We start from the raw sequence: 26,766 nt of genomic DNA, 5'->3' as shown, positions 1-26,766 counted from the left end.
CGTTTACTAGCAATATAGCCCTATTTATACCATTTAAAAAGCGCCTTATTCAATTGTTTTAAATTCATTTTTATAATAAAAGAGTTAAAAATTCCAGTAAAAAAACTATGTTTAAGAAAATTTATTTGTAAATCTAAATTTATTAATATAGATTTATGCATGTATTAATTTGTATTTCAGATACTATTAAATCATCTTCCTATGAAACGATATGTTCTCCTACTGATTTTGTTGATTGGTTTCCAGTCTTTTTCTTATTCTAAAATTATTCGTGTTAATAATATGGAGGAATCCATCCCGGAAGAGAATCTGTATTCAAATTTGGAAGATGCGTATAAAAGTTCTGTTTCTGGAGATACGCTCTATATAGAAGGATCCAATATTCCCTATGGAGATTTGAACATTGAGAAGAGACTAACCTTAATAGGTCAGGGATATTTTACAAATGAAAATTTAGGGATCTCTTCAAACAAGTTTGAAACTATAGTTAATAGGATAACTTTATCAAATGGATCTTCGGGTTCAAAAATTTATGGTTTAAAATTTATTCAATCTGGAAATGCTAATGTTATTACTCACGTAGGCAATGTTGTATTATCAAATTGCTATTTTCATATTTCGATAATTGTAATTGGTCATAATATTGAAAATATTGTTGTAAACAGGAGTTATTTTAATCTCAGTGGAGGCCTTTCGGTGAATGGAGTAACTGAACCCCCTCAAAATTTTATTTTCACAAACAATATTGTGGTTGGTAATTTCTATATAAAGGATGAAAGTTCAGGTACCATTACAAACAATGTATTTAAAGGGTCGGTTTTTTCCGTTGGAGAAAATGCCAACCTACAGATCCATAACAATATTTTTTTAGGTACGAAATTATCCGATTATTTGATGCCTGAAGAAGGGAGTAATATCAGTCATAACATTTCCGCAATTGCTCCATTTAGCGATGAGAATAATAACCAAATCAATGTAGTAGAAGCAGATGTTTTTATTACAGGAGACCATTCCTCTGATGGTAAATTCCAAATAAGAGAAGGAGGGCCGGCTGATGGGAAAGGAAAAGATGGCATTGATATAGGGCCATTTGGGGGTCCCAAGCCCTACAAATTATCCGGGCTTCCGGATATTCCAACCATTTATGATTTCAGTACTTCTGGCTTTGGGAATGCTGACGGCAAGTTGCCGATTACCATTAAGGTAAGCGCCAACTAAAAAATAAAATCATGAAGCTTCGCATCTATTTTACGCTTATTTGCAGTTGGTTGGTTGTATTTAGCCTTCATTCCCAACAGGTCAGTCAGGGAGAGTACTTTTTCAATGACTATGTTGATTTTGGTAAGGGAAAAAATTTCACCTTAAATCAAGGTGAGGCTAATTTTGAAATTGATATTTCAGAACTTCCAGGTGGGCTCAATGTGCTTTTTTCCAGAGTGAAGAGTAACCAGGGCGTTTGGTCTCAGTTGACGCACTCTGTTTTTTACAAACATGTAACTCCTGTTGTGAAGGAGATGGTAGCTTTGGAATATTTTATTGATGTCTATAAAGATTTTGGTAAAGGGACAATAATCAATCTGAATTCAGGGGAGGAGGAATATCTTTTAGATGTTGGAAGCTTGAATTCCGGTTTACATGTGCTTTTTATAAGGGGGAAGGATAATTATGGAAATTGGACTCCCGTTAAAAAGACTGCGTTTTACATTGCTAACAATGAGATAGTTAATATTGTAGCTTTAAAATACCAATTTATTGGGGAGGAATTTAAAAGTGATACCTATACTTTTGATGATTTTGAACCTTCACCAGAGGTTCAGTTAGAGTCGAATGAGTTTCTGGCAAATGCTACAGGCTTAGAAGAAGGTAAAAGCTATAAAATTTTGGTTACTGCGATCAATGACAAAGGGCAAAGTAGCATGCGCTATACGGAGGAATTTGTTTTTAAGAAAGGGGTAGGCCTTACCCTCAGTGAAGTAAAAACTACGGAGACATCATGCTTTGGTGGGGATAATGGTACTGTATCTGTTACTGCATCTACCCAAAATGGAGATTTGGAATACAGTATAGATGGTGAAAATTTCCAATCTGAGAATATATTTGAAAACCTGGCTGCTGGTGAGTATACTTTGTTTATTAGAAGTACGGAAAATATATCAAATGTACTGGAAGAGACTTTTTCTATCACCTCTCCGGATGCCTTGTCTGCAAATATTGAGAACCTTTCACAACCCTCATGTACAGGGCTAGCAGAAGGAAGCTTTTCAGTCTTGGTATCTGGAGGAACTGCTCCAATGGAGTACAAGTTATCCACTCAGAATGATTATAAGACGGGGAATGATTTCTCAGGCCTTCTTCCAGGTAAATACACCGTCAATATCAGAGATGCAAATGGCTGTGAAATTAATACCGATGTAACATTGGTGGCTCAGGCGGAAAAACCGGAAATTCCAGTTATTGTAAAATCCAGTACTTCAGATGGGCTGTTTCTAAACTCCAGTAGTGAAGAAAACAACCAGTGGTTGAAAGATGGGATAGAGATTTCAGGTGCAAAAGCGCAAAAACTAAAAATAGTAGAGTCTGGGTCTTATCAAGTGAGGGTAGGCGAAACAGAGTCGTGTAGTTCTATTTCAGAAGCTTTTAAGGCAAACCCTATTCAGATTAATAAAATTGAAACCAAGCCAGTGAGTTGCTATGGAGGGAATGATGGACAAGTGGACGTGGATGTATTATTTGAAGGAGGTGAATTGGAATACAGCATTAGTAACGGGGACTTTGTTAGTGAAAGTTTATTTATAGGCCTGGCTGCGGGAGATTATTCACTATCCGTGAGGGAGAAATTAGACCCTGACTATGTGGTAGAAGAATCTTTTAAAATTGGGTCCCCATCCGAAATGTCAGCCAATATCAAAGAGATAGTTCAGCCGGTATGTGCAGGGGATGCTACAGGAAAGTTGAGCTTAGAAGTTTCAGGTGGTACTGCGCCATACTTATATAAACTTTCCGCTCAGGAGGGATACCAGGATGCGGCTATTTTTGAAAACTTGGAAGAAGGCGAATATTCCATAGCCATAAAAGATGCCAATGGTTGTGAAGTCTCACTTGTGGGTAATATAATTGCTCAAGGTGATCAACCTGAAACCCCTACCATTACCGTAGATGGAACGGATGGAATCTCTACTCAATTATTTCTTCAATCAAGTAGCAATGAAAATAATCAATGGCTAAAAAATGGTGAATTGATAGAAGGGGCGACTGATCCTACATTAGAGATCACCGCACCCGGAGCCTACGAAGTGATGGTAACTGGAGACTCTGGCTGTACCGCCATTTCAGAAAGCCTCGTTATAACGTCTTCACCAGAGCTTCGAAACACTCAAATACGATTTTACCCCAATCCTGTACAGAATATTGGACAGCTTGATTTTGCAAGATCAATTCAATTGGATCGGATTACAATCTTTAATACAAACGGAGTAATAATTAAAACTATCTCCAGGCCAATTGGTCCATCAAGTGTTTATTTTATTGACTTTAGTCGAATTCCAATAGGAGCTTATATCATTCAATTAGAAGGATTAGGATTGTTCGAAAAGGTTAGGGTATTTAAAAAATAAGTTTTTATGAAAATGTATAGAACTTTGTTACTTACCACTCTTTTGTTTTCCTTATTATCTTGTGTAGACGATAAGCCTAAAATAATACCAGAACCAACAAAGGAAGAATTATTGGTGAAAGAAAGGCAGGTTATTTCCGTTTCTTCCAATGATATGGCTGTTGACCATTCAGGTTTTACTATAGATTTTAAATCTGATGGAAACTTTAGCTTCAATACACCTGGAATTTCAGGACTACCCCCGTCTGGTAAATGGGAATTCAGTACTAATAATAATATAAAGCTTGATGGTACAATTGATCTTCATGTTGGCATTTTAAACGCTAACAAGTTTGTGTTCACATTTAATAGTACTAGTCATAAAGATACAAATGTGGAGACTGAGTTTACTATGGAATAATATTTTGATTCTATTTTATAAAACACGTTATCTAATTATTGATTGGAATAAAAGTAATGACTTTTTTTTAGTAAACCCATATATGGGTTTTACTAGTTTTGTAGTATCTAATGTATACGAAAATAGCGGATAAATTTGATCATTGGTGTGGATAAATATTTATAGATTATTGTTTTCAAATGATTTTCCATTTTGCTAATCTTTTAATTTCGTTTGATTACAATCGGAGGGAAATATAAGTTGATTTTTGAGATAATTCCTAAAATTCTGTATCAATAAATCCTTCAAATTTTTTTTGTTTTGAAGGATTTATTGATTAATCGGTTAACACTAGGTGTAAACCTTTCAAACTTAATTTCCTTGTTATTCCAAAATACACAGCAAATAATTATTTGTATTAATTTAATTTTTAATCTTGATAAAATTTTACTTTAAAATGCAAACCTAGTTTAAAAAATTTAAGACATGCGCACTATCAATTGTAATACTTTAATTGATTAAGTGATGAAAGTATTTGTTTGGTATATGCCTAATTTTAGGTATTTAATTAGCAACAAGAATTGGTTTATATTCATTAAAAAGAGCCTAGAGTATTTAGATCAACTTCTGCAAAAGTTGTTAAGCGCAATTCAAATGGCAGAAGCTTCTCTACTGCCTGCGAAGGCTTCTATTGCGGCCTTTCACAAAGAAAAAGTAAATTTTAAACGTCGCTTTTTAATGAAAGAGAGTAGTTTTAGAACCAATCCGGGGCGATTTAATCCACTTATTGAGAGGGCTATGGGACCTGTAGATCCAAGGGGATCGGTGGTACTTATTGAAACAATGGATGATAGACCCTTAGCTGTATTGGTAAATTTTGCTTTACATCCTGCGATTGTGGGGGGGAATCATTTTTAGCAGATTTCTCAGGAGTAGCCTCACAATTATTAGAAAGGGTGTATGGAAAGGAATTGGTAACAGTTTATACCAATGGTAATTCTTTTAAGATCAATCATATTGATGTGAAAAATAATTCATCTTTAGGTCAATACGAAGAATCTGCACGCATTGGAACAATTCTGGCAACAGATGTGCTTAAATCACTTACCTCACTCCATACGCTTGAAATTAAATTTCTTGAGGTTTTAAAAATGGAAGCTGCCTTAACCATACCAAATATAGCAATGCAAAACGTGGTTTGGGCAGAGGAGATTTTGGACAGGTTTGGTAAATCAAACCCTCCAAACTTTGCTGATGTAGTGGAGGTATGGAGAATTCTTGATTTAAATGGCAATAAGGAAGATATCCCTAGGGAACAGTATACCACAACAGTGCCGTTAGAAAAAGAAGGGAAGGCAATTGTAAGTGAAATACAAGTCATGGGTTTTGGGACTGAGCTGGCCTAGGTTGGCTTTCCGGGAGATGCTTTTGTGAAACTTAGTTTAGCAATAAGACTTAAATCTCCATTCACCTATACCATCATTTGTGAGTAATCAGGAAATGGAAACATTAGTTATGTACCAGACAGCAAAGCCTTTTTAGAGGGTGGTTATGAAGTTAACAGTGCACGTTTTTCGCCTGGGGGAGGAGAGCTTTTGATGGAAGGGGTTCAAAAGCTTTTAATCGAACTTTTTTATGATTGACTTTTCTAATAATCTCAACTAATCTCTACCATTAGAAATTGTACTTCAAGCATCTAAGACTAAGGGCTTTTGTTTGTTAATCTGGGGTTGTACATCGTCTAGCTACTTAAGCAGTCTCACTCTGCCAATGATTTAATGCCTAATAGCCACCAAAATGGATCGGTTAATTTAATGTTATGCCTCCTTCATTCTCTATATATCCATTGATAATTGGTTATTTTAAATTATCTTCCTATTATAAATTGGGGATTTAGATTTCAGTGATAAGTTGTTGGTGAGAAATAATGATAACTTGGTTTTTTTGTTCTGAGAATTCAATTTGAAAACTTTAATTATTATGGTAAAAATGTCATTTCGATTTTTTGGTTCATTGGTTGTATTCCTTATTGTTATTGTTTTAAATGCTTGTAAGCAAGACAACCTACAGGAGGAAGTATACTTGTTTAATGGAAATGACCTTAGCAATTGGAGCTCTTCTGACATGAGTTATTGGTCTGTTTCAGATAGTTCTATAGTGGGAGGGGAGGGCAAAGACACGATTGTCCGCAATCAATTTATTTGGCACAAAGAAGAAGTGAAAGACTTCTATTTGAAGGTACTGGTAAAAATGGTACCAAATACCACAAACGCTGGTATTCAATTTCGGTCTCAAAAAAAGGGTGAAGAAGCATTGGGGTATCAGGCGGATATCGGTCAAGGCGTGTGGGGAAGGCTGTACCATGAAAGTGGCAGGGAAAAATTGCATTGGGAGGGAAAAGGTGAAGAAGCAGTAAAAAAGAACGATTGGAATACTTATGAAATTCTGGCCGTTGGTAATAATATCTGGACAGCCATCAATGGTACCCTATCTGTAGCTTACCAGGAACCTGACGGAGAATTAGAAGGATTTATAGCCTTACAAGTACATGCCGGGCCGTCACAAATAGTGAAATATAAATCCATCAAACTAATACACAATCCTGAGCTCAGAATAGGGGAATACAATGAGTCAGAATTGATGGAGGCTCTTGTAAAATCTAATGGCAGCCCTTATATGGGGGGAATCGGCAAACCGTTTTACTTGTCTTTTAAGAAGGAGTAAATAGTTCGATAAGCGTGTAATTTGTAATGAGACATTTGTTAGTATGGGTAACCTTTTGCGCTGCTCTGCAACCAATAGGATGCCATTAAGCTATTTTTAGGTTTAATTTGCAATTCTTATGTTTATCCTCAATTGTCTGCAGTTCCATTCTGTATTCTTTAACTTCAACCATAACTCAATGTTTGGTTACCCAAGTGATTAATGTAGATATTGTAAGGTTATTAAGATTAGAGTCGAACTGGAAAACGAGAGGAAGTTGATTGATGACATGTGGATGATTATAGTCCTCCAACCTTGTGAAATATACAGAATAGGTTGGCATTCATTTGTATTGAAATAAGTGGGGTTGTTTCGGTATGATTATTAAATAAAACTTAAAAATTGATGAAAAGAAGAAAATTTATCCAAGTCAGTGCGTTGAGCGGTTTTTCCGGAGGACTTGTCCAACCCATTGACTCATTTTCTAAGAATTCTGATAATACCTTGGTTGTTAAGGAACCAGCCAAGGAGGTTCCCGTATCTGGCCAATATGATGTAGTGGTTAGTGGAGCGGGTCCTGCCGGCGTAATTGCCGCAATTGAAGCTGGGAGGAATGGAGCTAAGGTTCTTTTGTTAGAAATAAAAGGTTGCCTTGGTGGGGTTTGGACATCGGGTTTGTTGAGCTGGATTCTTGATCAAGAAGATAAACCTGGTATCATGAGGGAATTGGAATCCAGACTGGAAAATATGAATGCCAAATCACCTATTGATACGGGTAAGGTATTAGCCTACGATGTAGAAAAGATGAAAGTGCTCTTGGAGATGATGTGTCAGGAATCCAATGTTGATATACAGCTTCATACCTCTGTAGTTGGCTCGGTAAAAGACAATCATAACCGGCTCACCCATGTCATTACTGAGTCAAAATCTGGAAGGGAAGCCTGGGAAGGAAAGGTTTTCATCGATGCATCGGGTGATGGAGATTTGGCGGCTCTGAGCGGTTGCGGATTTGATTTTGGCAGTGAGCAGGATGGGACTTTTCAGCCGATGTCCCTTTTGGCTGTCATTTCTGGGATTCAGTTTGAAGAGGTTAAGAAATTTATTCGATGGGCAGGAGATGCAAAATCAGTTTCCAAAAAACACCTATTGGAAGAAATAGTCAGTGCCGGTGTGCTTCCTTCCTATACCAAGCCCAGCATATTCCCTATACACAAAGATTTGTTCATGATTATGGCCAACCATGAATATGGATTTTCCGGGTTAAATGCCAAGGATGTTACCAAAGCAACGATACAGGGTAGGCAAGAACTCCATAAGATCATTGATGGACTGAAATACCTAGAAGGTCCCTGGAAAAACTTAAGAATAGTTTCCACTGCCGAGCAAATTGGGGTTAGGGAAGGAAGAAGAATTCACGGATTATATACCGTTACCAAAGAGGATCTGATCGCTGGAGTACGGCATAAGGATGCAGTTTGTAGGGTGAATTTTGGGGTGGATGTACATTCGGTCAAAAAAGAAAATGAGGATTCCACTCAAGGGTATAATAGGGGGATCTCATCTAAACCTTATGATATTCCGCTCAGGGCCTTGATCGCTAAGGATGTTGGGGGGCTGTTAATGGCTGGAAGATGTATCAGCGGAGACTTTATCTCACATTCCAGTTACAGGGTGACTGGTAATGCAGTAGCCATGGGACAGGCAGCAGGAAGGGTTGCCGCCATTGCGGCCATTTCCAATAAACTGCCTAAAGATATTTCTTGGTCAGAAACAGGATTGTCCACCATATAGTATAGCATTTATTTATGAAACGGAGACATTTTATACAAAAAGGAACTTTGGCAGCAGTGGCTTTACCTGTCAAATCCCTAACACCCCTTGATTTTTTATACCCAAAGGGCTTTCAATCTAAAATAAAAATAGGATTGATTGGCTGCGGTGTACGGGGTACCTACCTTCTAAAAATTGTACAGGAACAAATTAATAATGCCGAGGTGGTCGCCTGTTGTGATATTTTGGAGTCCAATCTTCAAAGGGCTATGGGGCTATTGTCCTCGGAGGCCGAAGGTCATAAAGACTATAAGGCAATTTTAAATAGTAGTGAGATTGAGGCAGTGATTATAGCTACACCTTTACATCTTCACTTTGCCATGGCTATGGAAGCAATCGATGCAGGTAAACACATCTATTGTGAAAAGACCATGTGTTATAATATTCCCCAGTCACTTGAATTGTATCATAAAGTAAAATCTTCTCCCAATACTTTTCAGGTGGGATACCAGCAGCGGTCCAACCTGCTTTTGCATAAAATCAAGGATTTAATAAAGAATGGCTGGTGTGGGGAGATCACCCATATCGATTGTGCTTGGAACAGAAACGGGGACTGGCGAAGAAGAGTGAAAGATCCAGAGTTGGATAAACTAATAAACTGGAGAATGTACAAAGAATTTTCAGGAGGTTTGACAACTGAGTTATGCTCTCACCAAATCGATATGGTCAATTACCTAATAGAAGCTCATCCTGAAAAAGTTACTGGATTTGGGGGGATTGATTACTATAAGGATGGAAGGGAAACTTTTGATAACGTAAATATAATCTTTGAATACCCCAAAGGATTGAAAGCAAAATTTAGTGCTTTGACGACCAATTCCCATGAAGGCTTTTATGTAAAGCTCTATGGCACTAAGGCTACAATTGAAGTTACCAGAAAAAACGGGCAAGAAGCATTTATCTTTCCTGAACGGCCACCTGATACTTCCATGAATATGCATGTTGATGGAGTGACTGGAGCCACCATGGAAGCCTGGGACAGACAGGAGGGAATTCCTATCAAAACGGCAGGTGCAACCGATGATGAGACAGCCACCAAAATGGCCCTGGAAGGATTTCTAAACTGTGTTTTAAAAGGAAATAGACCTACGGCAGATGTCTTATCTGGTTACTTGACAAGCGTAAGTACCCACATGGCAAATGCTGCAATGTCTAATGAAAGAATTGAATATTGGAAAGAGGTATACAATGTCATTTAAGATTTAATACCATCCTTAATTTTTGGATTATTAAAAGGGTGCTTTGGTGGGGACATTTAAAGGCTTCTAAATAAATAAATTATATTTTTTTCATGTTCAATCCTATGAAACCATTTCAAGTTGCAGATAATTCTAATACTCCGTAAAAACGCTAAATATTTAAAACCGCTCATCCTAAAGTTGCGCATTACAAATGCCTATTTCGAACGATTAACATCTCTCCACTAAGCCAATGTTCTTGTTCTATTTAGAGTTTAGGTCTACCTATTTTTTCAATATCATTTAGACTGGGTTTCCTTAGCAAAGGCATACTTTAAAAAGCTCATTTTAATGTCTGATCGATTGGGATATTTCACTTGTAAATTTGACTCCTGTCAGTTACCAATTCAATTCCATTTAGCCTCTAATTAAAATTTTTGTATCAAAACGCAATTTTGATTAATATTAAGTATACAAGTAATTCCTTTCGAGTCGCATGTTAATAGCCAAGGATGAGCCACTTGTGATTCTCGTCACAAACAAACCACCAAGAATGAAAAACCATTATTTAATTCCTTTTTTGTTACTTTTTGTTTGGGCGTGTAAGGAACCAATAGACAATGAGGTACACAGTTGGGAAAAACGTGCGGAGCAAGTGACCATTATCAGGGATGATTATGGAATTCCCCACATCTATGCCAAAACAGATGCGGATGCGGTTTTTGGTATGCTTTATGCCCAGTGCGAAGATGATTTTCGACGGGTGGAAAGGAACTATATTTGGGCAACAGGGCGGCTTGCCGAATTGGAGGGTGAGGAGGCCCTATATAGCGATCTAAGGGCGAATTTGTACATGACTGAGGCAGAAGCAAAGGCTGCTTATAAGGAAGCTCCTCGGTGGTTGCAGTTGATATGTGAAGGATTTGCAGATGGCGTTAACTATTATTTATCCACCCATCCGGAAGTAGAACCGAAAGTGTTGACCCGTTATGAGCCTTGGTTTCCCATGTATTTTAGTGAGGGATCTATAGGAGGAGATATTGAAAGAATTTCTACGGAACGGATTCGGAGCTTCTACGAGGAGCAAAAAGGACTTGCCTATTCGGAATTTGGGGACGGCTTGATTCACCCCGATCCTTACGAGGAACCAAAAGGGTCGAATGGAATAGCCATTTCTCCTGAATTGAGTGCTTCGGGAAATGCATTGCTGCTCATCAATCCGCATACTTCTTTCTATTTCCGACCTGAGATTCATGTGGTCAGCGAAGAAGGACTGAATGCATATGGTGCTGTTACTTGGGGTCAGTTTTTTGTCTACCAGGGTTTCAATGAAAAAACAGGCTGGATGCATACTTCCACTCACTTAGATTTTATGGATGAGTTTATGGAAGAGGTCCGAGAAGTCGGAGATGGCTTTGAATATGCCTATGGAGAAGAGTGGAGGGCAGTAGAAGAAATACCACTTACCTTGAAATTCACAAGTCCAGAAGGTTTACAGGAAAAAACATTTACCATGTACAGAACCCATCATGGACCGGTCACCCATCAATTGGACGACAAGTGGGTAGCCACAAAAATCAATTGGGATCCTGTCAATGCCTTGATTCAAAGTTTTACCCGAACCAAATTAAGCGATTACACCGCTTTCAGGGAAATGATGGACATTCGAACCAATTCATCCAACAATACTGTTTTTGCAGATGCCTCTGGGAATATTGCCTATTTCCATGGAAATTTCATTCCTAAAAGAGACCCACTCTTTGATTTTTCCAGGCCGGTTGATGGCAGTGATCCCGCTACTGACTGGCAAGGTTTGCATGAAGTAGACGAAAGCATCGTAGTGCTGAACCCTGAGTCCAGCTGGATTCAAAATTGCAATTCAACACCCTTTACATCGGCAGGCCCTTACAGTCCCAAAAAAGAAGATTATCCCTATTACATGGCGCCAGATGCTGAAAACTATCGAGGAATTCATGCCGTTCAATTGCTTTCGGAGGTTGAGAATGTAACCTTGGAAAAGTTGATAACCTTGGGATATGATCCTTATTTACCTGCCTTTGAGCGTTTGATTCCTATCCTCCTGAAGGCTTATGAAAAGGAGGAAGATCCAAGTGATAATTTAACAGCGGCCATTGCTGTTTTTCGTGATTGGGACTACCAGACCGGAGTGGAATCTGTAGCCATGACCTTGGCTCATTTTTTCGGCATTTCCTTTAACCGAAGCATAGGGAGCCCAGATGCCTTGATTCCCTTTAATCAAGTGAATGGTAAAACCTTGGAGTTTGATCATAGCGAAGTTATAGCAGCCATGGAAAATGCCATAGTGCAGCTTGAAGAAGATTTTGGAACCTGGAACATTCCTTGGGGAGAAGTTAACCGTTTTCAACGCTTGACTGGAGACATTGATATGCCTTATGACGATAACAAAACAAGCCTTCCTATAGGACTTGCCTCTGGTCGTTGGGGAGCAATGGCCTCTTTTGGTGCCTCAGCAAAGGAAAACACCAAAAAGCTTTATGGATCTTCTGGCAACAGCTTTGTAGCGGCAGTTGAATTTGGAGATAAGGTAAGGGCAAAAAGTCTAATGGCGGGAGGTCAAAGTGGGAATCTGCAATCTCAACATTTTGACGATCAGTCGGTAATGTATGCCAATGGTACCTTCAAAGAAGTGGCATATTACCGGGAAGATGTAGAAAAAAGGGCTGAAGAAACCTATCATCCTGGTAGTAGATAAAACGTCAGGATTCAAGCTTGCTGGGAGGGTTGAACATCAATAGTTTATTTTAGAAACTTAAAGCCGAATAATGTGATTACGATATCCCAAAATATGGAACAGGGCCTTCTATTAAGTATTGAAATCACTTCCCCTAAAGAAAAATTAGGAAAGGCTAAGGTTTATTATTTTTCTTATATTTAGAGGTAATAATCATTCTTCGGAAACAGGTATTTAAACAGAAAAATATGAGACCACTTCTTCAAATTATACTAAGTGCCATTGTTTTATGTGGCTGTACTCCTACCGAATCCTTCGATGTGTTGATTAGAAACGGTCAAATTGTGGATGGATCAGGTGGGGAATCTTATTTAGGAGATGTTGGCATTAGAGCAGACATTATTTCTGCTATTGGCAATTTGTCTGATGCCAAAGGTGAAATTGAAATTGATGCTACAGGTTTAGTAGTTGCTCCTGGATTTATTAACATGCTTAGTTGGGCAGTTGATGCTTTGATTGAGGATGGGGAGTCCCAAAGTGATATCCGGCAAGGAGTGACACTGGAGGTTTTTGGAGAAGGAAGTTCCATGGGCCCATGGAATGAGGAAATGAAAAAAGAGGAACAGAAAATGCAAGGGGATATAAAATACCCTATTAGCTGGACATCTCTCAGCGAATACTTGGATTTTATTGTAGAAAAAGGTGTTTCCACCAATGTAGCCTCTTTCGTAGGCGCTACTACACTAAGAATTCATACAGTTGGTTATGAAAATCGGGTCCCAACTGACGAAGAACTGGACAGTATGAAAATTATGGTTAAGCAAGCCATGGAAGAGGGCGCTCTGGGCATTGGTTCATCACTCATTTATGCGCCGGCCTTTTATTCAAGTACTGAAGAATTAATCGAACTCTGTAAAATAGCTTCAAAATATGACGGTATGTACATCTCACATCTCCGATCTGAAGGCAATCAACTCTTGGAAAGCCTCAATGAGTTGATTCGAATTGCTGATGAAGCCAACATTCGGGCGGAAGTCTATCACTTAAAAATGGCTGGGAAAAACAATTGGAACAAATTTGATGCAGTGGTGTCCAAAATTGATTCTGCTCGGGCAGCCGGGCTTGCTATCACAACAGATATGTATACCTATACTGCTGGTGCTACGGGGCTTGATGCAGCTATGCCTCCTTGGGTTCAGGAGGGAGGTTATGATCAATGGGCAGAGCGCTTACAAGATCCAATAATCAGAGAGCGACTAAAAAAAGAAATGATTACCCCTACCAATGAATGGGAAAGCTTAATGATGGGGGTTGATTCCTATGAAGATATACTATTGATAGGTTTTAAAAATGACAGTTTAAAATATTTGGCTGGAAAGTCATTGGCGGAGGTGGCTAAAATGCGCAATACCTCTCCTGTGGAAACCGCTATAGACCTCGTCATTCAAGACGGAAGTAGGGTTGGGACAGTTTATTTCATGATGTCTGAAGAAAACGTAAAAAAACAAATCGCACTGCCCTATATGAGTTTTGGTTCGGATGCAGCTTCTTATGCTCCCGAAGGGGTCTTTCTAAAATCAAGTAGCCATCCCAGGGGATTTGGGAATTTCGCACGACTTCTAGGCAAATATGTTCGTGATGAAAAAGTGATACCTCTAGAAGAAGCTGTGTACAGACTCACTACCTTACCGGCCACCAATTTAAAAATAAAAAATCGTGGAGCAGTCAAAGAAGGCTATTTTGCTGATCTGGCAATATTCGATCCGAATGAAATTAAAGACCATGCTACCTACGATAAACCCATGCAGTATGCAACAGGTATGGTACACGTTTTTGTCAATGGCTCGCAGGTTCTCAATAATGGTGAACATACAGGTGCATTGCCGGGAAGGGTAGTAAAAGGCCCTGGGTATAAACCAGATTTTCAATAGCCAAAGATATTGAAATTCAATACCAGCATATAAATTTTAAAATGAAGAATTCGCTTACATACGCAATTGTTTCTTGTGTTATCTTTTTGGTAATTGGATGCCAAAGTGGGAGTACGCAAGAATCACCATGGACGAAAGCTACCCTATTATTCGAAGATAATGGTACGGAAAATTGGCAACAGAAATGGATGCTGGACGGGCTACAATCTCAAGTAATTAACAGTAAAGAGGGAATGGAGCTAATTGCTGGTCTTGAACATGGAAATGATTCCAGCCATACAGTGTTATGGACCAAACAAGCCTTTGAAGGAAATATCTCCATTGAATACGATTATACCCGCACAGATACTGCAACTAGATGTGTGAACATCTTGTACTTTCATGCCGAAGGAAAAGGTGGAACTGATCATCCAAAGGACATTTCTCTTTGGAATGATAAGCGAAAAATTCCTTCCATGCGCACTTATTTTGATAACATGAATACTTATCATATAAGCTATGCTGCTTTTGCAGCCAATGAATACTCAGGTGAAAACGATTATATCAGGTTACGCCGTTATAATCCCAACAAAGACGGGCTGAAGGGAACAGATGTGCCCGATGATTATTTTAATACAGGACTGTTTAAGCCTGGTGTAACCTATCATGTTGAAATTATCAAATACAATAATATCATTGAAATGCATGTTCAAAATAAAAAGGACACTTCTGATTATTCGGTCTGCAAGTGGGACGCATCTTTATTTCCTTTATATGATTCAGGAAGGATTGGCTTGCGTCACATGTATACCCGAAGTGCCAGGTATAAAAATTTTAAAGTTTGGAAGCTTAATTAAATACTTTTAGAAAATGGTTGCTTAATTTTAAGTGTTTTTACCACCATGATGACCATTTCTGAATAAGCCCATAAATATAAAAATGAATCATAACATTTCAGTAAACATTAGAAAGTGCAGTAAAAGCCTAATTTTGCAAGGGTTTATTTTTGCACTATTCTTTCCTATTTCCTTTATCGCAAGGGCCCAGCAACCCAATATATTGGTGATCATTTCAGACGATCTGAATACCAATATTGGCCCCTATATGGACACGGATAATCACACGCCTAACCTTGATCGACTTGCTTCGGAAGGAGTTAGGTTTTCCAGAACTTATAGTCAGTTTCCACTTTGCGGCCCATCCAGAGCTTCTCTGATGAGTGGTTTGTATCCGGAGACAAATGGGGTTTTGGGAAACAGTGATCAATTGGGCAGCTATAGAAAGGAAACCCCAGCTCTGGCCGATCATCCCTCAATGGCAGGCTTTTTTAGGGAGCGGGGTTATTATACCGCCAGAATTTCGAAGATATTCCACATGGGTGTCCCTGGGGGAATTGAGAGAGGTGCTGTAGGTGGAGATGATCCAGATTCCTGGGATTATGCGTACAATGTACTTGGGCCTGAAACCTTGAGTCAAGGCCAATTGGAATTGCTTTCTCCCAAAAACAAACATTATGGTTCAAATTTCGCTCAAATGATAATTCCCGATAGCTTGGAAGGAACACAGACGGATTATTTGGCGGCCAGCCAAGCCATTGCTGTGTTGGAAAATCGAGCAGGGAAAATTCCTCAAGGAGGTACGAACAAACAAAGGGTTAAAAAAGAGGTCCCATTTTTTTTAGCCGTTGGCTTCGTTAGGCCTCATGTGCCACTCATTGCTCCCGAAAGTAGTTTTATTCCTTATCCTGTCGACGAGGTAAATTTACCAGCTGTCCATATTGGAGACAATGTTCCTTTGCAGGCTTTGAAAAGGCAAAATGAAAAGATTTTTGGCATGGATAAGGTACAACAGCAAAAGACTATAAGTGCCTATATGGCCAGTGTCAACTTTATGGACAAGCAGGTTGGCAGGTTATTGGATGCTTTAGACAGACTGGATTTGAGAAATGAAACCATTGTTATTTTCATGTCTGACCATGGCTATAATTTGGGAGAACATGATTGTTGGTCAAAATCAAGTCTTTGGGAAGGTAGTATTAGGGTTCCGGTTATCTTTTCTGTTCCTGGAAAAGGGTATGAAAAAGCACATGGAAGCAGTTCTGATGGTATAACTGAACTGCTGGACATTTATCCTACTTTAGTAGACCTTGCAGGGTTTTCTTCAGAAAAACCAGCCATCCTTCAAGGCAAAAGTATGCTGCCACAAATCAAAGGAAATAGTACATCCCATAATGCAAGACATGCCTATACTATCTATAATGATGGAGCAAGTATACGAGATGAAAAGTGGAGGTATACGCGGTGGGGAGAAGTTGCTTTGGGGAACAATGAAGAACTATACGATCATGTCAATGATCCAGAAGAGTTTGAGAATTTAGTCGATGAAGATAAGTATGCTAAAGTTTTGGCAAGCATGCGTAAAAAATTAGACGAGACAAGAAACAATGCACAGAGCAACTTGAAAAATACAGAATAACTGAAGTTGTTATTTTTAAAATTATCTTAGACAATAATTCTTTTATGAGCAAGACTATTTTTTTGACTTGTATGTTGGTCCTATCCTCTACCGCCTATGCACAAATAAACATGATCGATTCAACTGTTCAGGTAATTGGCTATTGAAGCATTGATGATACCCAATCTTATTACTTATCACTTGAAAAATACAAAGTCATAGAAGGGGATACCACAGCCCGCAGTTTTATCATGTACGAGGTAGACATTGCTGTTAAAGATGCTACTGCTGAAAGTTATATAATTGAATGGTTTTATAAAAACTATAAAATTGAGACGGGTAAGGAGCTAGTTCAAAAACCATCCAAGGTAGCTGGATAAAAGAGATAGTCGAGAACAGTAAGTATTGCCTGATTTTAAAGTAAATTCACGAGATAATAATTTACCATTTCCCTCTTGGAATTTTGAACCCATTGAAGAGATTAAAAAATTAGCATGAACCAATCAATGAGAGTACTAGTCTTTCTTCTTGCCATAGGCTGTTTTGCCTTTACTACTGAAAATTATCGCGCCACTCACATTTTTATGATAGGAGACTCTACCATGGCCAACAAACCTGAGCGTAACTTGCCTGAATATGGTTGGGGACAAGTCCTAAACCATTTTTTTACTGATGAAATAGTGGTCGACAACCACGCAAAAAATGGAAGAAGCTCTAAAAGTTTTATTGACGAAGGGTCTTGGGAAAAGGTAATTAATCGAGTGCAGGAAGGAGATTACGTGATCATACAATTCGGTCACAACGATCAGAAATCAGATACAGCGAGGTACACCGGGCCTTTTGATACCTATCAGAAAAATCTTAAGAAATTCCTAAATGAAACGAAGGAAAAAGGTGGCATTCCTATTCTTTGCACATCAATAGTCCGTAGGCTGTTCGATGAAAATGGCATTTTGAAAGATTCACATGGAGATTATTTGACAGGAGTAATACAGGTAGCCAATGAAACAGGTGTGTATTTTATAGACATGGAGGCTAAAACGAGAAAATTGGTGGAAAGCTTGGGGCCGGAAAAATCAAAAAAATTGTATTTATTTTTTGAATCTGGAATTTATCCGCATCGGCCAGAAGGTCAAGAGGACAATACCCATTTGTCTCAACTGGGTACCTTTACTATAGCTGGTTTGGCTATCGAGGAGATGAAAATATTGGGCATACCTTTGGTCAAGGAATTGGTAAAAAAGTAAGTCAAAGACCAAGATTCCACTAGGTAATCAGTCATTTGATTTATTGAGTGCAATCGTAATTAGGTACACAATCAAACTAATTGAAACAGAATAATGAAAGAATTATCTTGGGATGACTTTATGAAGGTTGAAATGAGGGTTGGTACTATCCTTTCAGCAGAAACCTTCAAGGAAGCCAGAAACCCAGCCTACAAAATATCCATCGATTTTGGTGAACATGGGGTAAAGAAAACCTCTGCTCAAATAACCAAACTTTATGCACCTCATGATTTAGTTGGGCGCCAGGTAATTGCTGTTATAAATTTTCCACCAAAACAAATCGCCAATATGATAAGTGAATGCCTGATACTAGGTGGGCTTGGTGAACATAAGGAGGTGACCTTGATCCAACCGGATAGGGCAATTAAGAATGGAACCCGAATTGGATGAGGCATCCAAAAGTGAAAACAGGGGAAAAGTAGTCCGATCGACTAATTTTACCCCTCTATGCTTTTAAAAACAATTAATAATACCAAAGACATCTTTAAGCATGAAAAACCTATTTTTCTCAGTAGGCCTTTTAGTTATGGCCTTGTCTCTATCCTGTTGTCAACAAAAAGAAGCTACTTCAAATAAAGAAGTTTCTCAGGAGGTAATGGAGCAAATATTTGAAGAAGTAAAAACGCCTTTTAAACATGGGGTGGTATTTCAGCATCCGGATACGAGTAAAATGATTGACTCGCCAACAATCTTTCGCAAAGATGAAATTTGGTACATGACTTATATAGTCTTTGATGGGCAAGGCTATGAAACATGGTTGGCTGAAAGCCAGGACTTGCTACAATGGGAGTCTAAAGGTAAAATATTGCCTTTTACAGAAGATACATGGGATGCTAACCAAAAAGCTGGCTATATTTCACTTGTCAATACGGATTGGGGTGGTGATTATAGTGTAGAAAAGTACCAGAATCAATACTGGATGAGCTATTTGGGAGGTAATTCTGTCGGTTATGAATCCGGTACACTTAAAATCGGGATGGCAAACGCCAACTCACTTACAGATACAAAGGAATGGAGAACGAATAACACACCACTTTTGTCCCCCGAAGATGAAGATGTTCGTTGGTTTGAAAATAAAACGATATACAAAAGCTTGGTCATTCGAGACAATGAAAAGCATACAGGTCATCCTTTCGTAATGTATTACAATGCCAAAGGGGATACAGCAGACTATGAGAGCATAGGAATGGCTGTTTCTGATGATATGTTAACTTGGCAGCGCTTTGGTGATGATCCAGTTATCACCCGAGGCAAAGGCATCTGCGGAGATGCGCAAATTGCCAAGTACAATGATATCTACATCATGTTCTACTTTGGGGCCTTTTGGAAACCTGGTGCCTTTAAAAGGTTTGCCTGCTCCTACGATTTAATCCATTGGACCGATTGGGAAGGGGAGGACCTGGCTGCTCCTTCGGAAACCTATGATGAAAAGTATGCACATAAGCCTTGGGTTATAAAATGGGAAGGTGTGGTGTACCACTTTTACAATGCCGTCGGTAGCGAAGGAAGAGTAATTGCCTTGGCCACTTCAAAAGAATTAAAAAATAACTAAGCAGGTCAGGTAAAATGTTCGTACTGCTTATGCTACAGCAGTAAATAATAGAATGTTTTTATTGAATTAATAAAAGCGTTAATAAATAACTATTATCCAATAAGGAGGTTTATACTTTTTCTTTTATTCAAGACTAAGGGGGAACACGTACTCGGTTGTCATAAGATAAACATAAAAACTTATCTTATGAAACTTATAGTATTTGGCCCTTTTATTTTTGCCACCTGTTTGATAGTAAATGTAGTTTTTGCGCAAAGCCCCAATCAAACGATTAGAGGTAGAGTTGTAGATACTGATAGCAAAAGTGCTATACCCTATGCAAATATCATTATAGACAATTCTAATCCCTTGATTGGAGTGACCTCGGACATTGATGGAAATTTTAAAATTGAGAATGTAGCGGTAGGTCGTATTACTTTGGCAGTTTCTAGTCTTGGCCATGAAAAAGTAACCGTTCCAAATATTTTGCTGATTTCAGGTAAAGAAACAGTGTTAAATATTGAGATGAAGGAGTCCTTTCAACAATTGGATCAGGTGGAAATAAAGGCTTACAAAAGGGGAGAATCTACCAATGATATGGCAATCAGTTCTATCAAACAGCTTTCCATTGAAGAATCAAAACGATATGCAGGAGCCATTAGTGATCCCGCACGGCTAGTGTCATCCTTTGCTGGTATAATCAATGAAGGCTCTGGGAACAATGACATCATTGTGCGTGGCAATAACCCCCGCTTCATACAGTGGAGATTGGAAGATATAGAAATTCCTAACCCCAATCATTTTGCCATCGAGGGGTTGACGGGTGGCCCTATTAATGCCTTGAATAGCCAAATGTTGGCCAATTCAGCGTTTTATTCAGGAGCTTTTGCCTCGCAATACGGCAATGCCTTATCGGGTATTTTTGACATGAAACTCAGAAAAGGCAATGATGAAAAACAGGAATATAGTTTCTCATTAGGCGTTTTGGGATTGGATTTTACTGCAGAAGGACCCATCAGTAAAAAAAATAAAAGTAGCTATTTGGTAAATTACCGTTATTCCACCCTTTCCTTGTTAGATGATATCGGTCTAGTGGACTTTGGAGGTGTTCCAAGGTACCAAGATTTAAGTTTTAAATTCTATTTCCCAACAGCAAAAGCGGGAATATTTACCTTGTTTGGATTAGGAGGAGCAAGTAAAATTGGTTTTGTCACCACGGACGAGCAAGACGAGGACCTCATCCTGGAAGATGGGTCCCAACACAGCCAATTGGCAGTTTCAGGACTCAAGCACTTTATTCCTTTGGGTAGCAATACCTACTTAAAATCAATTGTCTCTTATGGTTTTAATGGAAGTGATTTAATCGAAAAAAGGCCCTTTAAAGAGGAGTTATTAAAAGAGTTTTATAATGCTGGGTTAAACAACCATACCACAAGGGTTTTGTCAACTTTACACCATAAGATGAATTCCAAGCACAATTTTCAAATAGGGCTAATGTACGCGCATAACAATTTTGATTTTAACAATACCTATTTCAGCATTCCTGATAATCAATACCTTAAAGGTCAGGAGAGTAAAGGAGATGCTGATTTTAGGGAAGGATATTTAAACTGGAAATGGAGGATTTCAGAAAGCTTAACTGCGGTGAATGGTATACATGTCTCCCAAAGTAGTTTGAATGACAAAGTATACCTGGAACCCAGATTGGCGCTCAAATACCAAATGGATGAAACACAAAATGTGAACACAGCATTTGGATTGCATAGTAAAATGGCTTCTCTACCAAATCATTATGCCATGGTATACCAGGCCAATGGCGATTATTCTATGCCGAACAAACATATGGAGCTGATGCAGGCTACTCATTATGTATTGGGCTATGAGAATTTATTGAATAGCAATTTGTTTTTAAAGGTTGAAGCCTACTACCAGCATTTGTATAACATCCCAGTTGAGGATAAAGTAGGGAGTCTTTATTCTTTAATTAATCAAGATGATTATTTTGTAGATAAGGCTTTGGTGAATGAAGGGGAAGGAAAAAATACTGGTTTGGAGATTACCCTGGAGCGGTATTTTAGCAATCAATATTATTTTTTGCTTACAACTTCCCTCTATGATTCGAAATACAAAGCAAAAGGAGGTAACTGGAAAAACTCAAGGTACAATGGGAATTATGTAGGTAATTTTCTCCTAGGAAAAGAATTTACTTTGGGCCGAAAAAATTCCAATGACAAAACCATAGGAATAAACTCAAGAGTTACCCTATTGGGAGGTAGAAGGTACACTTCTATTGATTTAGAAGAATCCAAAAGGCAGGAAAAACAAGTCGAAAATTAAGGTCAATACTTGGGGAATAAAGCTAATGATGTATTCTACCTTAATATTTCAGTAAGTTATCGCGTGAATAAACAAAAGCTAAGCCATGAGGTCAAGTTGGATGTTCAAAACCTGACCAATAACTCCACAGCGATTGATTATTTTTACAACAACGTGAAAAAAGAAATCGATGAAATTCCTCAATTGTCCATGTTCCCTGTGATGAGTTACACCGTCAATTTTTAAACAGAACAATTCAGCTTTTTATAATACCCCCTTTGTCGTTGCAATTAAGTATAAAGGGGGTATTTAATTCTTGTTTTTATCTCAGTTGCGCACTTTAGCTAATCTCCAAATGCTACTTCATTACCTTTACCTTAATAGGTGACTTTAAACCCTCATCTATATTTTCAATGACCTCCTGATTAGGTTTTCCATTGGGTACATAATACCTGAATTTGCTTTTGTAACTGTCTCCTGGAGCGATATAAAATTCACCATCCACCATGGGCGCATATACCCAGTAAGGCATGGAAGGGTGAACGCGTATGGCTTGTGGATACCTGAAATTATCAGGAAACCCAAATACAGTGACACCAGCAGTTTTGCTATCAACTTCGCCAGAAGCGGTGACCCATGAAGCATGAGTATGATTGGCATTTTCATTTGTGTATCCCTCAGAGGTAAGGATTTCCCAGGTATTGGTAAAGTTTGTGCTGTCTACATTGTTCCATTCTTTACTTCCTCTAAAACCCATTCCACCATAATGATATTCCAATATAAAAAGCGTGTCGGTACTGGTATTGGTTTGTTCCGAAATTAAGTCAAATAGGAAATAGTCATCTGTAGGATAAACCATGATTGTCCATTTTTCACCAAGCACTTCTCCCTCTTTAAGACTCAAGTGTCTCAAAGTACTTTCGATGATAGCTGCGCTAGGTCCAGCCGCTGCGCTAATCAAATTTACGTGCTCTGCAGTACCAGTTTCCGAATGTTGATTCCAGAAGTCTACCTTTTCTCCTTTAAATTTTGTGTTCACCCAGGCATTAAAAATAGCATGGTGATGGGTATGTCCTGCAGGAAATGCATCGGTTAGTGCTTGCCCGCTTGGACTATACAAAGGATGGATCATGCCGCTTCTCTTATAATAATCAGGAAGACCGCTCGGTGGCTTGGCCACTGCAGTTTGGTAAAAAAGTACCGGCTGCTGTCCAGAAATTACTTCTACACCTTCCTCAGTCTGATTAATTTTCATTTTATACTCCTTATTGCCAGATGATTTTGACAGGCCAAAAACAGCCTCGGTTTCAGAAGGCATTTGGTCAATAAATACCATTAGTTCTCCCGAGGGTAATGCTTGAGCCTGATACGTTTTCCCACTAGTTTCATTTTCAAGTATATAATCACCGGATAAAGCCAGGTTGGGATCGAGAGGGATAGTCAAAGGGTAATTTACCCTCTCTATACCATCTGCATTCAATTCAATATTTATAATTGGAGCTTTGGAACAAGCAGAAAACCAAACTAGAACTACTGGTAGGAGAAATATTCGAAAAGTCATATTGTCTGTTGAGTACATCGAGTTAATTAGAAAATTCAATATCGTTAGGAATGGACATTTATCCTACTACATATTGTTCAGGTAGGATATGTTTTTATGGAAGGCAACAGGTTTTTATTTATATTAGGGTGTTTTTACGTTTTTTATAAGAATTTAATACCTTGATGATACAATAGAATTGCCAATATTTCTTAGGTAATGATTTCTTCTCCGAGTAGATCATCTTTTGTATGTTTAGGACTAACCCTTACTGAATTTAATTGATACAGATGCAAACTATTAAGTCGTTTTTACTACTATTTTTATTGGGCCTTCTTCAGCCTTTTGGTTATGCTCAAGAACTGCTCGATGAATTGGTCCCATTGGATGAGAAGGTTCGGACCGGGCAATTAGACAATGGCTTAAAATATTACATCCAGCACAACCCTAAACCTGAGGACAAGTTGGAATTGCGTTTGGCCATTAAAGCAGGTTCTATGCAGGAAAACGAGAATCAGTTAGGCCTCGCCCATTTTCTTGAACACATGGCTTTCAATGGTTCTGAGCATTTTGAAAAAAATGACCTTATTAGTTACCTCCAATCCATAGGAGTAGCTTTTGGGTCTGACCTGAATGCCTATACGAGTTTTGATGAGACCGTTTACATGTTGCCAATTCCCACTGATGAAGAAAAGCTAAACAATGGTTTTCAAGTAATGCGGGATTGGGCAGGAGGGCTATTACTGAATGCTGATGATATAGATGCGGAGCGAGGGATTGTAGTGGAGGAATGGCGTACCGGTCAAGGGGTAAATCAAAGGTTGCGGGATGCTTATTTGCCAGTTTTGCTTCACGATAGTCGTTATGCCGACCGCATGCCTATTGGTAAAATGGATATCATCAGAAATGCAGCGGATTCATTGGTCAGGCAGTTTTACCAGGATTGGTACCGGCCTGATCTTATGGCTGTGGTGGCAGTAGGAGATGTGGATCCAGACAAGGTGGAAGAACTCATTAAGGGGTACTTTTCTGATTTGAAAAATCCTGAAACAGCACGAACGAGAGAGTACTACGATGTGCCTACACACAAAGAAAACTTTGTGAAAATCATTACAGATGAGGAAGCACCAGGCATACAAGTACAGCTCTATTACAAACAGGAGGCCAGACCATCAAACAGCTACGAGGATTATAAAGGAAGAATCCTTAGAACCATGTTTGGAGGAATGATTACACAAAGGTTGGATGAAATCAGACAAAAAGCTGATGCGCCTTTTATCTTTGCCGGTGCCAGGTATGGAAATTTGGTGAGACCTCTGGATTTCTTTACCATTTCAGGTGTTGTGGGTCCAAGGAAACTCAAAGATGGTCTTTTGGCTTTTCTTACAGAGAATCAAAGAGTAGTTGACTATGGCTTTACCCAAAGTGAACTGGACAGGGTCAAACGTTCTTTATTGAATAGTTCGGAAAAATCATTGAAAGAAATGGACAAAATGGAGTCCAGGACTTTGGTAGGTAGGTATGTTTCCCACTTCCTTAACACCAGCTTCGCTGATGGCCCGGAAAGCAGGTATGATTTTTATCAAGACATCATCCCAAAAATCACCCTTGAAGAAGTAAATGACATAGCCAGGGAGCTAATCAGGAAAGAAAACATTGTTCTCATCGTGACCGCACCAGAAAAAGACAAGGAAACCTTGACTCCAGAAGCTGAACTTTTGGCACTCTTGGAAAATGCGGACGAAATTGAAACGACTCCTTATAAAGAAGACCTGGTGAGAGAAGAGTTGATGCTTACCAAACCCAATTCAGGGGAGGTTATTAATGTGTCTCATGATGAAGAGGTAGATGTGACGACAGTGATGTTAGGCAACGGAATGCAGGTTTATTTTAAACCTACTGACTATAAAAATGATGAAGTAATATTCTCTGCAAGTAGTGAGGGAGGCACCTCTTTGTATTCCCTGGAGGACCATTACAGTGCGAATTATGCTGGCTCAGCCATAAATATTATGGGGATCGCCGACTTTACCCCTTCTCAACTTAAAAAGGTGCTGGCTGGTAAGAATGTACAGGTAATTCCAAATATCAGTACTTATTCGGAAAGTATCTCAGGTGCCACTACTCCCGGGGATTTCGAAATGGCCCTGCAATTGATTCATTTGTATTTTACTTCACCAAGGATGGACAAGTCGCTATGGGAAGTGTTTTTAGCGAATCAGAAAAACCAATTGGAGAGTGCCAGTGTCAACCCTGATTTTCAGTTTAATAAAAGAGTGAATGAAATTATCAGCAATGGTAATCCTAGAGGAAAAGGTATTTATACTGCTGGGCAATTGGATTCCATAGACCTCAATCAAAGCCTTAAAATTTATAAGGAAAGATTTGCCAATGCTGGGGACTTTAATGTCTTGTTCACAGGCAATATTGATTTGGAGAAAATGCTGCCTTTAGTAGCCCAATATTTAGGAAGTCTTCCTGGAAATTCTAATGAAAAAGAAGATTTTGTAGACTTGGGACTGTCACCTCCGCAGGATCTAAAAGAAACCATAAAAGTGGGAGTAGACGATAAAAGTCAGGTAATTCTGTATTTCAGTGGTGAAACAGCCTATGATTTAGAAAAATCTCAGCAACTCTCTTATTTAGGGGAAATTCTAACCATCAAATTAATCGAAACCTTAAGGGAAGAAATTGGAGGCGTGTATGGTGTTGGGGCTAGAGGCAGTTTGAGCAAGGTTCCTGAAGAACGTTTTAACTTCTCCATTTCATTTCCATGTGGACCAGAATCGGTAGACAAGTTAAAAGCGGCTGTATGGGAGCAAGTTCAAAAAATTCAAGAAGAAGGTCCTGATGAAGCCGATTTAGAAAAGGTCAGGGAAACCAAGCGCCTGGATCTCGAGGAGAACCTAAAACGCAATGGATTTTGGCATGGTCAGTTAAATGCTGCCATCAACGGAGGGCTTCCTTTAAATACAGTACTCGGAGCTGAAGATCGAGTACTAGGCGTTACAGCAGCTCAGGTAAAAGAGGTGGCCAATCTATTTTTGCAAAGGCAATTCCTACTGGAAATCACCAGGTACCCCGCCAATTTCGAAGAGTAAGGAGAACAAGATAATTATGCTTTAAGCCAAACTGAAAAATGCTAAAAGGTAACATTCATCAGCAAAATAAACTTATCGAAAGCAGTGAAATCAAGTAAGCTGCATAAGGCCTTCTCAGAAAGCATTCTGATTTATCAAAACGAAAATTTTCATTAACAATTAACAATTAATAATTAACAATTAATAATTAACAATTAATAATTAACAATTAA

At 38.7% G+C, this 26,766-nt stretch carries 20 protein-coding genes; 19 read left to right on the top strand and 1 reads right to left on the bottom strand.

Going from position 1 to position 26,766, the window contains the following annotated elements; translation table 11 throughout:
• Positions 1-201 precede the first annotated feature (201 nt).
• The 18 genes from AAC073_RS24270 (at position 202) to AAC073_RS24185 (ending at position 22,159) form a co-directional block, all read left to right on the top strand.
• Entirely contained in the window at positions 202-1,218 is a 1,017-nt protein-coding gene (locus AAC073_RS24270) for a hypothetical protein (RefSeq protein WP_339926381.1), read from the top strand.
• A gap of 11 nt (positions 1,219-1,229) precedes the next feature.
• Positions 1,230-3,614, top strand: coding sequence for a hypothetical protein (locus AAC073_RS24265; protein ID WP_339926380.1), 2,385 nt, complete (start codon positions 1,230-1,232; stop codon positions 3,612-3,614).
• A 6-nt stretch (positions 3,615-3,620) separates the two neighbouring features.
• Positions 3,621-4,013 (top strand): hypothetical protein, encoded by a 393-nt coding sequence (locus AAC073_RS24260; RefSeq protein WP_339926379.1) that lies wholly within the window; start codon positions 3,621-3,623, stop codon positions 4,011-4,013.
• Positions 4,014-4,646: 633 nt separating this feature from the next.
• A complete protein-coding gene (locus AAC073_RS24255; RefSeq protein ID WP_339926378.1) occupies positions 4,647-4,910 on the top strand; it encodes a hypothetical protein in 264 nt (87 codons plus the stop codon).
• A gap of 104 nt (positions 4,911-5,014) precedes the next feature.
• On the top strand, positions 5,015-5,398 hold the full coding sequence (locus AAC073_RS24250; RefSeq protein ID WP_339926377.1) for a hypothetical protein: 384 nt from the start codon (positions 5,015-5,017) through the stop codon (positions 5,396-5,398).
• Positions 5,399-5,981: 583 nt separating this feature from the next.
• Entirely contained in the window at positions 5,982-6,716 is a 735-nt protein-coding gene (locus AAC073_RS24245; protein ID WP_339926376.1) for a DUF1080 domain-containing protein, read from the top strand.
• 384 nt (positions 6,717-7,100) lie between these two features.
• Positions 7,101-8,486: an FAD-dependent oxidoreductase gene (locus AAC073_RS24240; RefSeq protein WP_339926375.1), complete on the top strand. Its 1,386-nt coding sequence runs from the start codon at positions 7,101-7,103 to the stop codon at positions 8,484-8,486.
• Positions 8,487-8,500: 14 nt separating this feature from the next.
• Positions 8,501-9,724 (top strand): Gfo/Idh/MocA family oxidoreductase, encoded by a 1,224-nt coding sequence (locus tag AAC073_RS24235; protein WP_339926374.1) that lies wholly within the window; start codon positions 8,501-8,503, stop codon positions 9,722-9,724.
• Between the two features lie 532 nt (positions 9,725-10,256).
• Positions 10,257-12,437, top strand: coding sequence for an acylase (locus AAC073_RS24230; RefSeq protein ID WP_339926373.1), 2,181 nt, complete (start codon positions 10,257-10,259; stop codon positions 12,435-12,437).
• Positions 12,438-12,664: 227 nt separating this feature from the next.
• Positions 12,665-14,347, top strand: coding sequence for a D-aminoacylase (locus AAC073_RS24225; RefSeq protein ID WP_339926372.1), 1,683 nt, complete (start codon positions 12,665-12,667; stop codon positions 14,345-14,347).
• A 41-nt stretch (positions 14,348-14,388) separates the two neighbouring features.
• Positions 14,389-15,183, top strand: a complete 795-nt coding sequence (locus AAC073_RS24220; protein ID WP_339926371.1) for a DUF1961 family protein — start codon at positions 14,389-14,391, stop codon at positions 15,181-15,183.
• A gap of 82 nt (positions 15,184-15,265) precedes the next feature.
• Positions 15,266-16,801 carry a sulfatase gene (locus tag AAC073_RS24215; protein WP_339926370.1) on the top strand — a complete coding sequence of 512 codons (1,536 nt, stop codon included), beginning with the start codon at positions 15,266-15,268 and terminating at the stop codon, positions 16,799-16,801.
• A 230-nt stretch (positions 16,802-17,031) separates the two neighbouring features.
• Positions 17,032-17,160 carry a hypothetical protein gene (locus AAC073_RS24210; RefSeq protein ID WP_339926369.1) on the top strand — a complete coding sequence of 43 codons (129 nt, stop codon included), beginning with the start codon at positions 17,032-17,034 and terminating at the stop codon, positions 17,158-17,160.
• Between the two features lie 114 nt (positions 17,161-17,274).
• Positions 17,275-18,027, top strand: a complete 753-nt coding sequence (locus AAC073_RS24205; RefSeq protein ID WP_339926368.1) for a rhamnogalacturonan acetylesterase — start codon at positions 17,275-17,277, stop codon at positions 18,025-18,027.
• Positions 18,028-18,120: 93 nt separating this feature from the next.
• The gene (locus tag AAC073_RS24200) at positions 18,121-18,456 is read left to right on the top strand and encodes a tRNA-binding protein (protein ID WP_339926367.1); all 336 of its coding nucleotides are present in this window, start codon (positions 18,121-18,123) and stop codon (positions 18,454-18,456) included.
• A gap of 100 nt (positions 18,457-18,556) precedes the next feature.
• Complete coding sequence (locus AAC073_RS24195) at positions 18,557-19,618, top strand: glycosylase (protein ID WP_339926366.1); 1,062 nt, start codon at positions 18,557-18,559, stop codon at positions 19,616-19,618.
• 186 nt (positions 19,619-19,804) lie between these two features.
• Positions 19,805-21,934, top strand: coding sequence for a TonB-dependent receptor (locus tag AAC073_RS24190; RefSeq protein WP_339926365.1), 2,130 nt, complete (start codon positions 19,805-19,807; stop codon positions 21,932-21,934).
• A gap of 63 nt (positions 21,935-21,997) precedes the next feature.
• A complete protein-coding gene (locus tag AAC073_RS24185; RefSeq protein ID WP_339926364.1) occupies positions 21,998-22,159 on the top strand; it encodes a hypothetical protein in 162 nt (53 codons plus the stop codon).
• A 112-nt stretch (positions 22,160-22,271) separates the two neighbouring features.
• Here AAC073_RS24185 and AAC073_RS24180 read toward each other — a convergent pair whose 3' ends face one another.
• Positions 22,272-23,474 carry a PmoA family protein gene (locus tag AAC073_RS24180; protein WP_339926363.1) on the bottom strand — a complete coding sequence of 401 codons (1,203 nt, stop codon included), beginning with the start codon at positions 23,472-23,474 and terminating at the stop codon, positions 22,272-22,274.
• 269 nt (positions 23,475-23,743) lie between these two features.
• On the opposite strand from AAC073_RS24180, the gene AAC073_RS24175 reads away from it, so the two are divergent.
• Positions 23,744-26,554 carry an insulinase family protein gene (locus AAC073_RS24175; RefSeq protein WP_339926362.1) on the top strand — a complete coding sequence of 937 codons (2,811 nt, stop codon included), beginning with the start codon at positions 23,744-23,746 and terminating at the stop codon, positions 26,552-26,554.
• Positions 26,555-26,766 lie beyond the last annotated feature (212 nt).

Origin of the sequence: uncultured Cyclobacterium sp. (assembly GCF_963977555.1) — a bacterium.
In the GTDB taxonomy this organism is placed as follows: Bacteria; Bacteroidota; Bacteroidia; order Cytophagales; family Cyclobacteriaceae; genus Cyclobacterium.
This window is presented reverse-complemented; position numbering and strand designations above follow the sequence as displayed.

Coding starts and splice junctions, on each gene's coding strand:
- AAC073_RS24270 (WP_339926381.1), top strand. CDS start 202: ATGAAACGATATGTTCTCCTACTGATTTTGTTGATTGGTTTCCAGTCT.
- AAC073_RS24265 (WP_339926380.1), top strand. CDS start 1,230: ATGAAGCTTCGCATCTATTTTACGCTTATTTGCAGTTGGTTGGTTGTA.
- AAC073_RS24260 (WP_339926379.1), top strand. CDS start 3,621: ATGAAAATGTATAGAACTTTGTTACTTACCACTCTTTTGTTTTCCTTA.
- AAC073_RS24255 (WP_339926378.1), top strand. CDS start 4,647: ATGGCAGAAGCTTCTCTACTGCCTGCGAAGGCTTCTATTGCGGCCTTT.
- AAC073_RS24245 (WP_339926376.1), top strand. CDS start 5,982: ATGTCATTTCGATTTTTTGGTTCATTGGTTGTATTCCTTATTGTTATT.
- AAC073_RS24240 (WP_339926375.1), top strand. CDS start 7,101: ATGAAAAGAAGAAAATTTATCCAAGTCAGTGCGTTGAGCGGTTTTTCC.
- AAC073_RS24235 (WP_339926374.1), top strand. CDS start 8,501: ATGAAACGGAGACATTTTATACAAAAAGGAACTTTGGCAGCAGTGGCT.
- AAC073_RS24230 (WP_339926373.1), top strand. CDS start 10,257: ATGAAAAACCATTATTTAATTCCTTTTTTGTTACTTTTTGTTTGGGCG.
- AAC073_RS24225 (WP_339926372.1), top strand. CDS start 12,665: ATGAGACCACTTCTTCAAATTATACTAAGTGCCATTGTTTTATGTGGC.
- AAC073_RS24220 (WP_339926371.1), top strand. CDS start 14,389: ATGAAGAATTCGCTTACATACGCAATTGTTTCTTGTGTTATCTTTTTG.
- AAC073_RS24215 (WP_339926370.1), top strand. CDS start 15,266: ATGAATCATAACATTTCAGTAAACATTAGAAAGTGCAGTAAAAGCCTA.
- AAC073_RS24210 (WP_339926369.1), top strand. CDS start 17,032: ATGTACGAGGTAGACATTGCTGTTAAAGATGCTACTGCTGAAAGTTAT.
- AAC073_RS24205 (WP_339926368.1), top strand. CDS start 17,275: ATGAACCAATCAATGAGAGTACTAGTCTTTCTTCTTGCCATAGGCTGT.
- AAC073_RS24200 (WP_339926367.1), top strand. CDS start 18,121: ATGAAAGAATTATCTTGGGATGACTTTATGAAGGTTGAAATGAGGGTT.
- AAC073_RS24195 (WP_339926366.1), top strand. CDS start 18,557: ATGAAAAACCTATTTTTCTCAGTAGGCCTTTTAGTTATGGCCTTGTCT.
- AAC073_RS24190 (WP_339926365.1), top strand. CDS start 19,805: ATGAAACTTATAGTATTTGGCCCTTTTATTTTTGCCACCTGTTTGATA.
- AAC073_RS24180 (WP_339926363.1), bottom strand. CDS start 23,474: ATGACTTTTCGAATATTTCTCCTACCAGTAGTTCTAGTTTGGTTTTCT.
- AAC073_RS24175 (WP_339926362.1), top strand. CDS start 23,744: ATGCAAACTATTAAGTCGTTTTTACTACTATTTTTATTGGGCCTTCTT.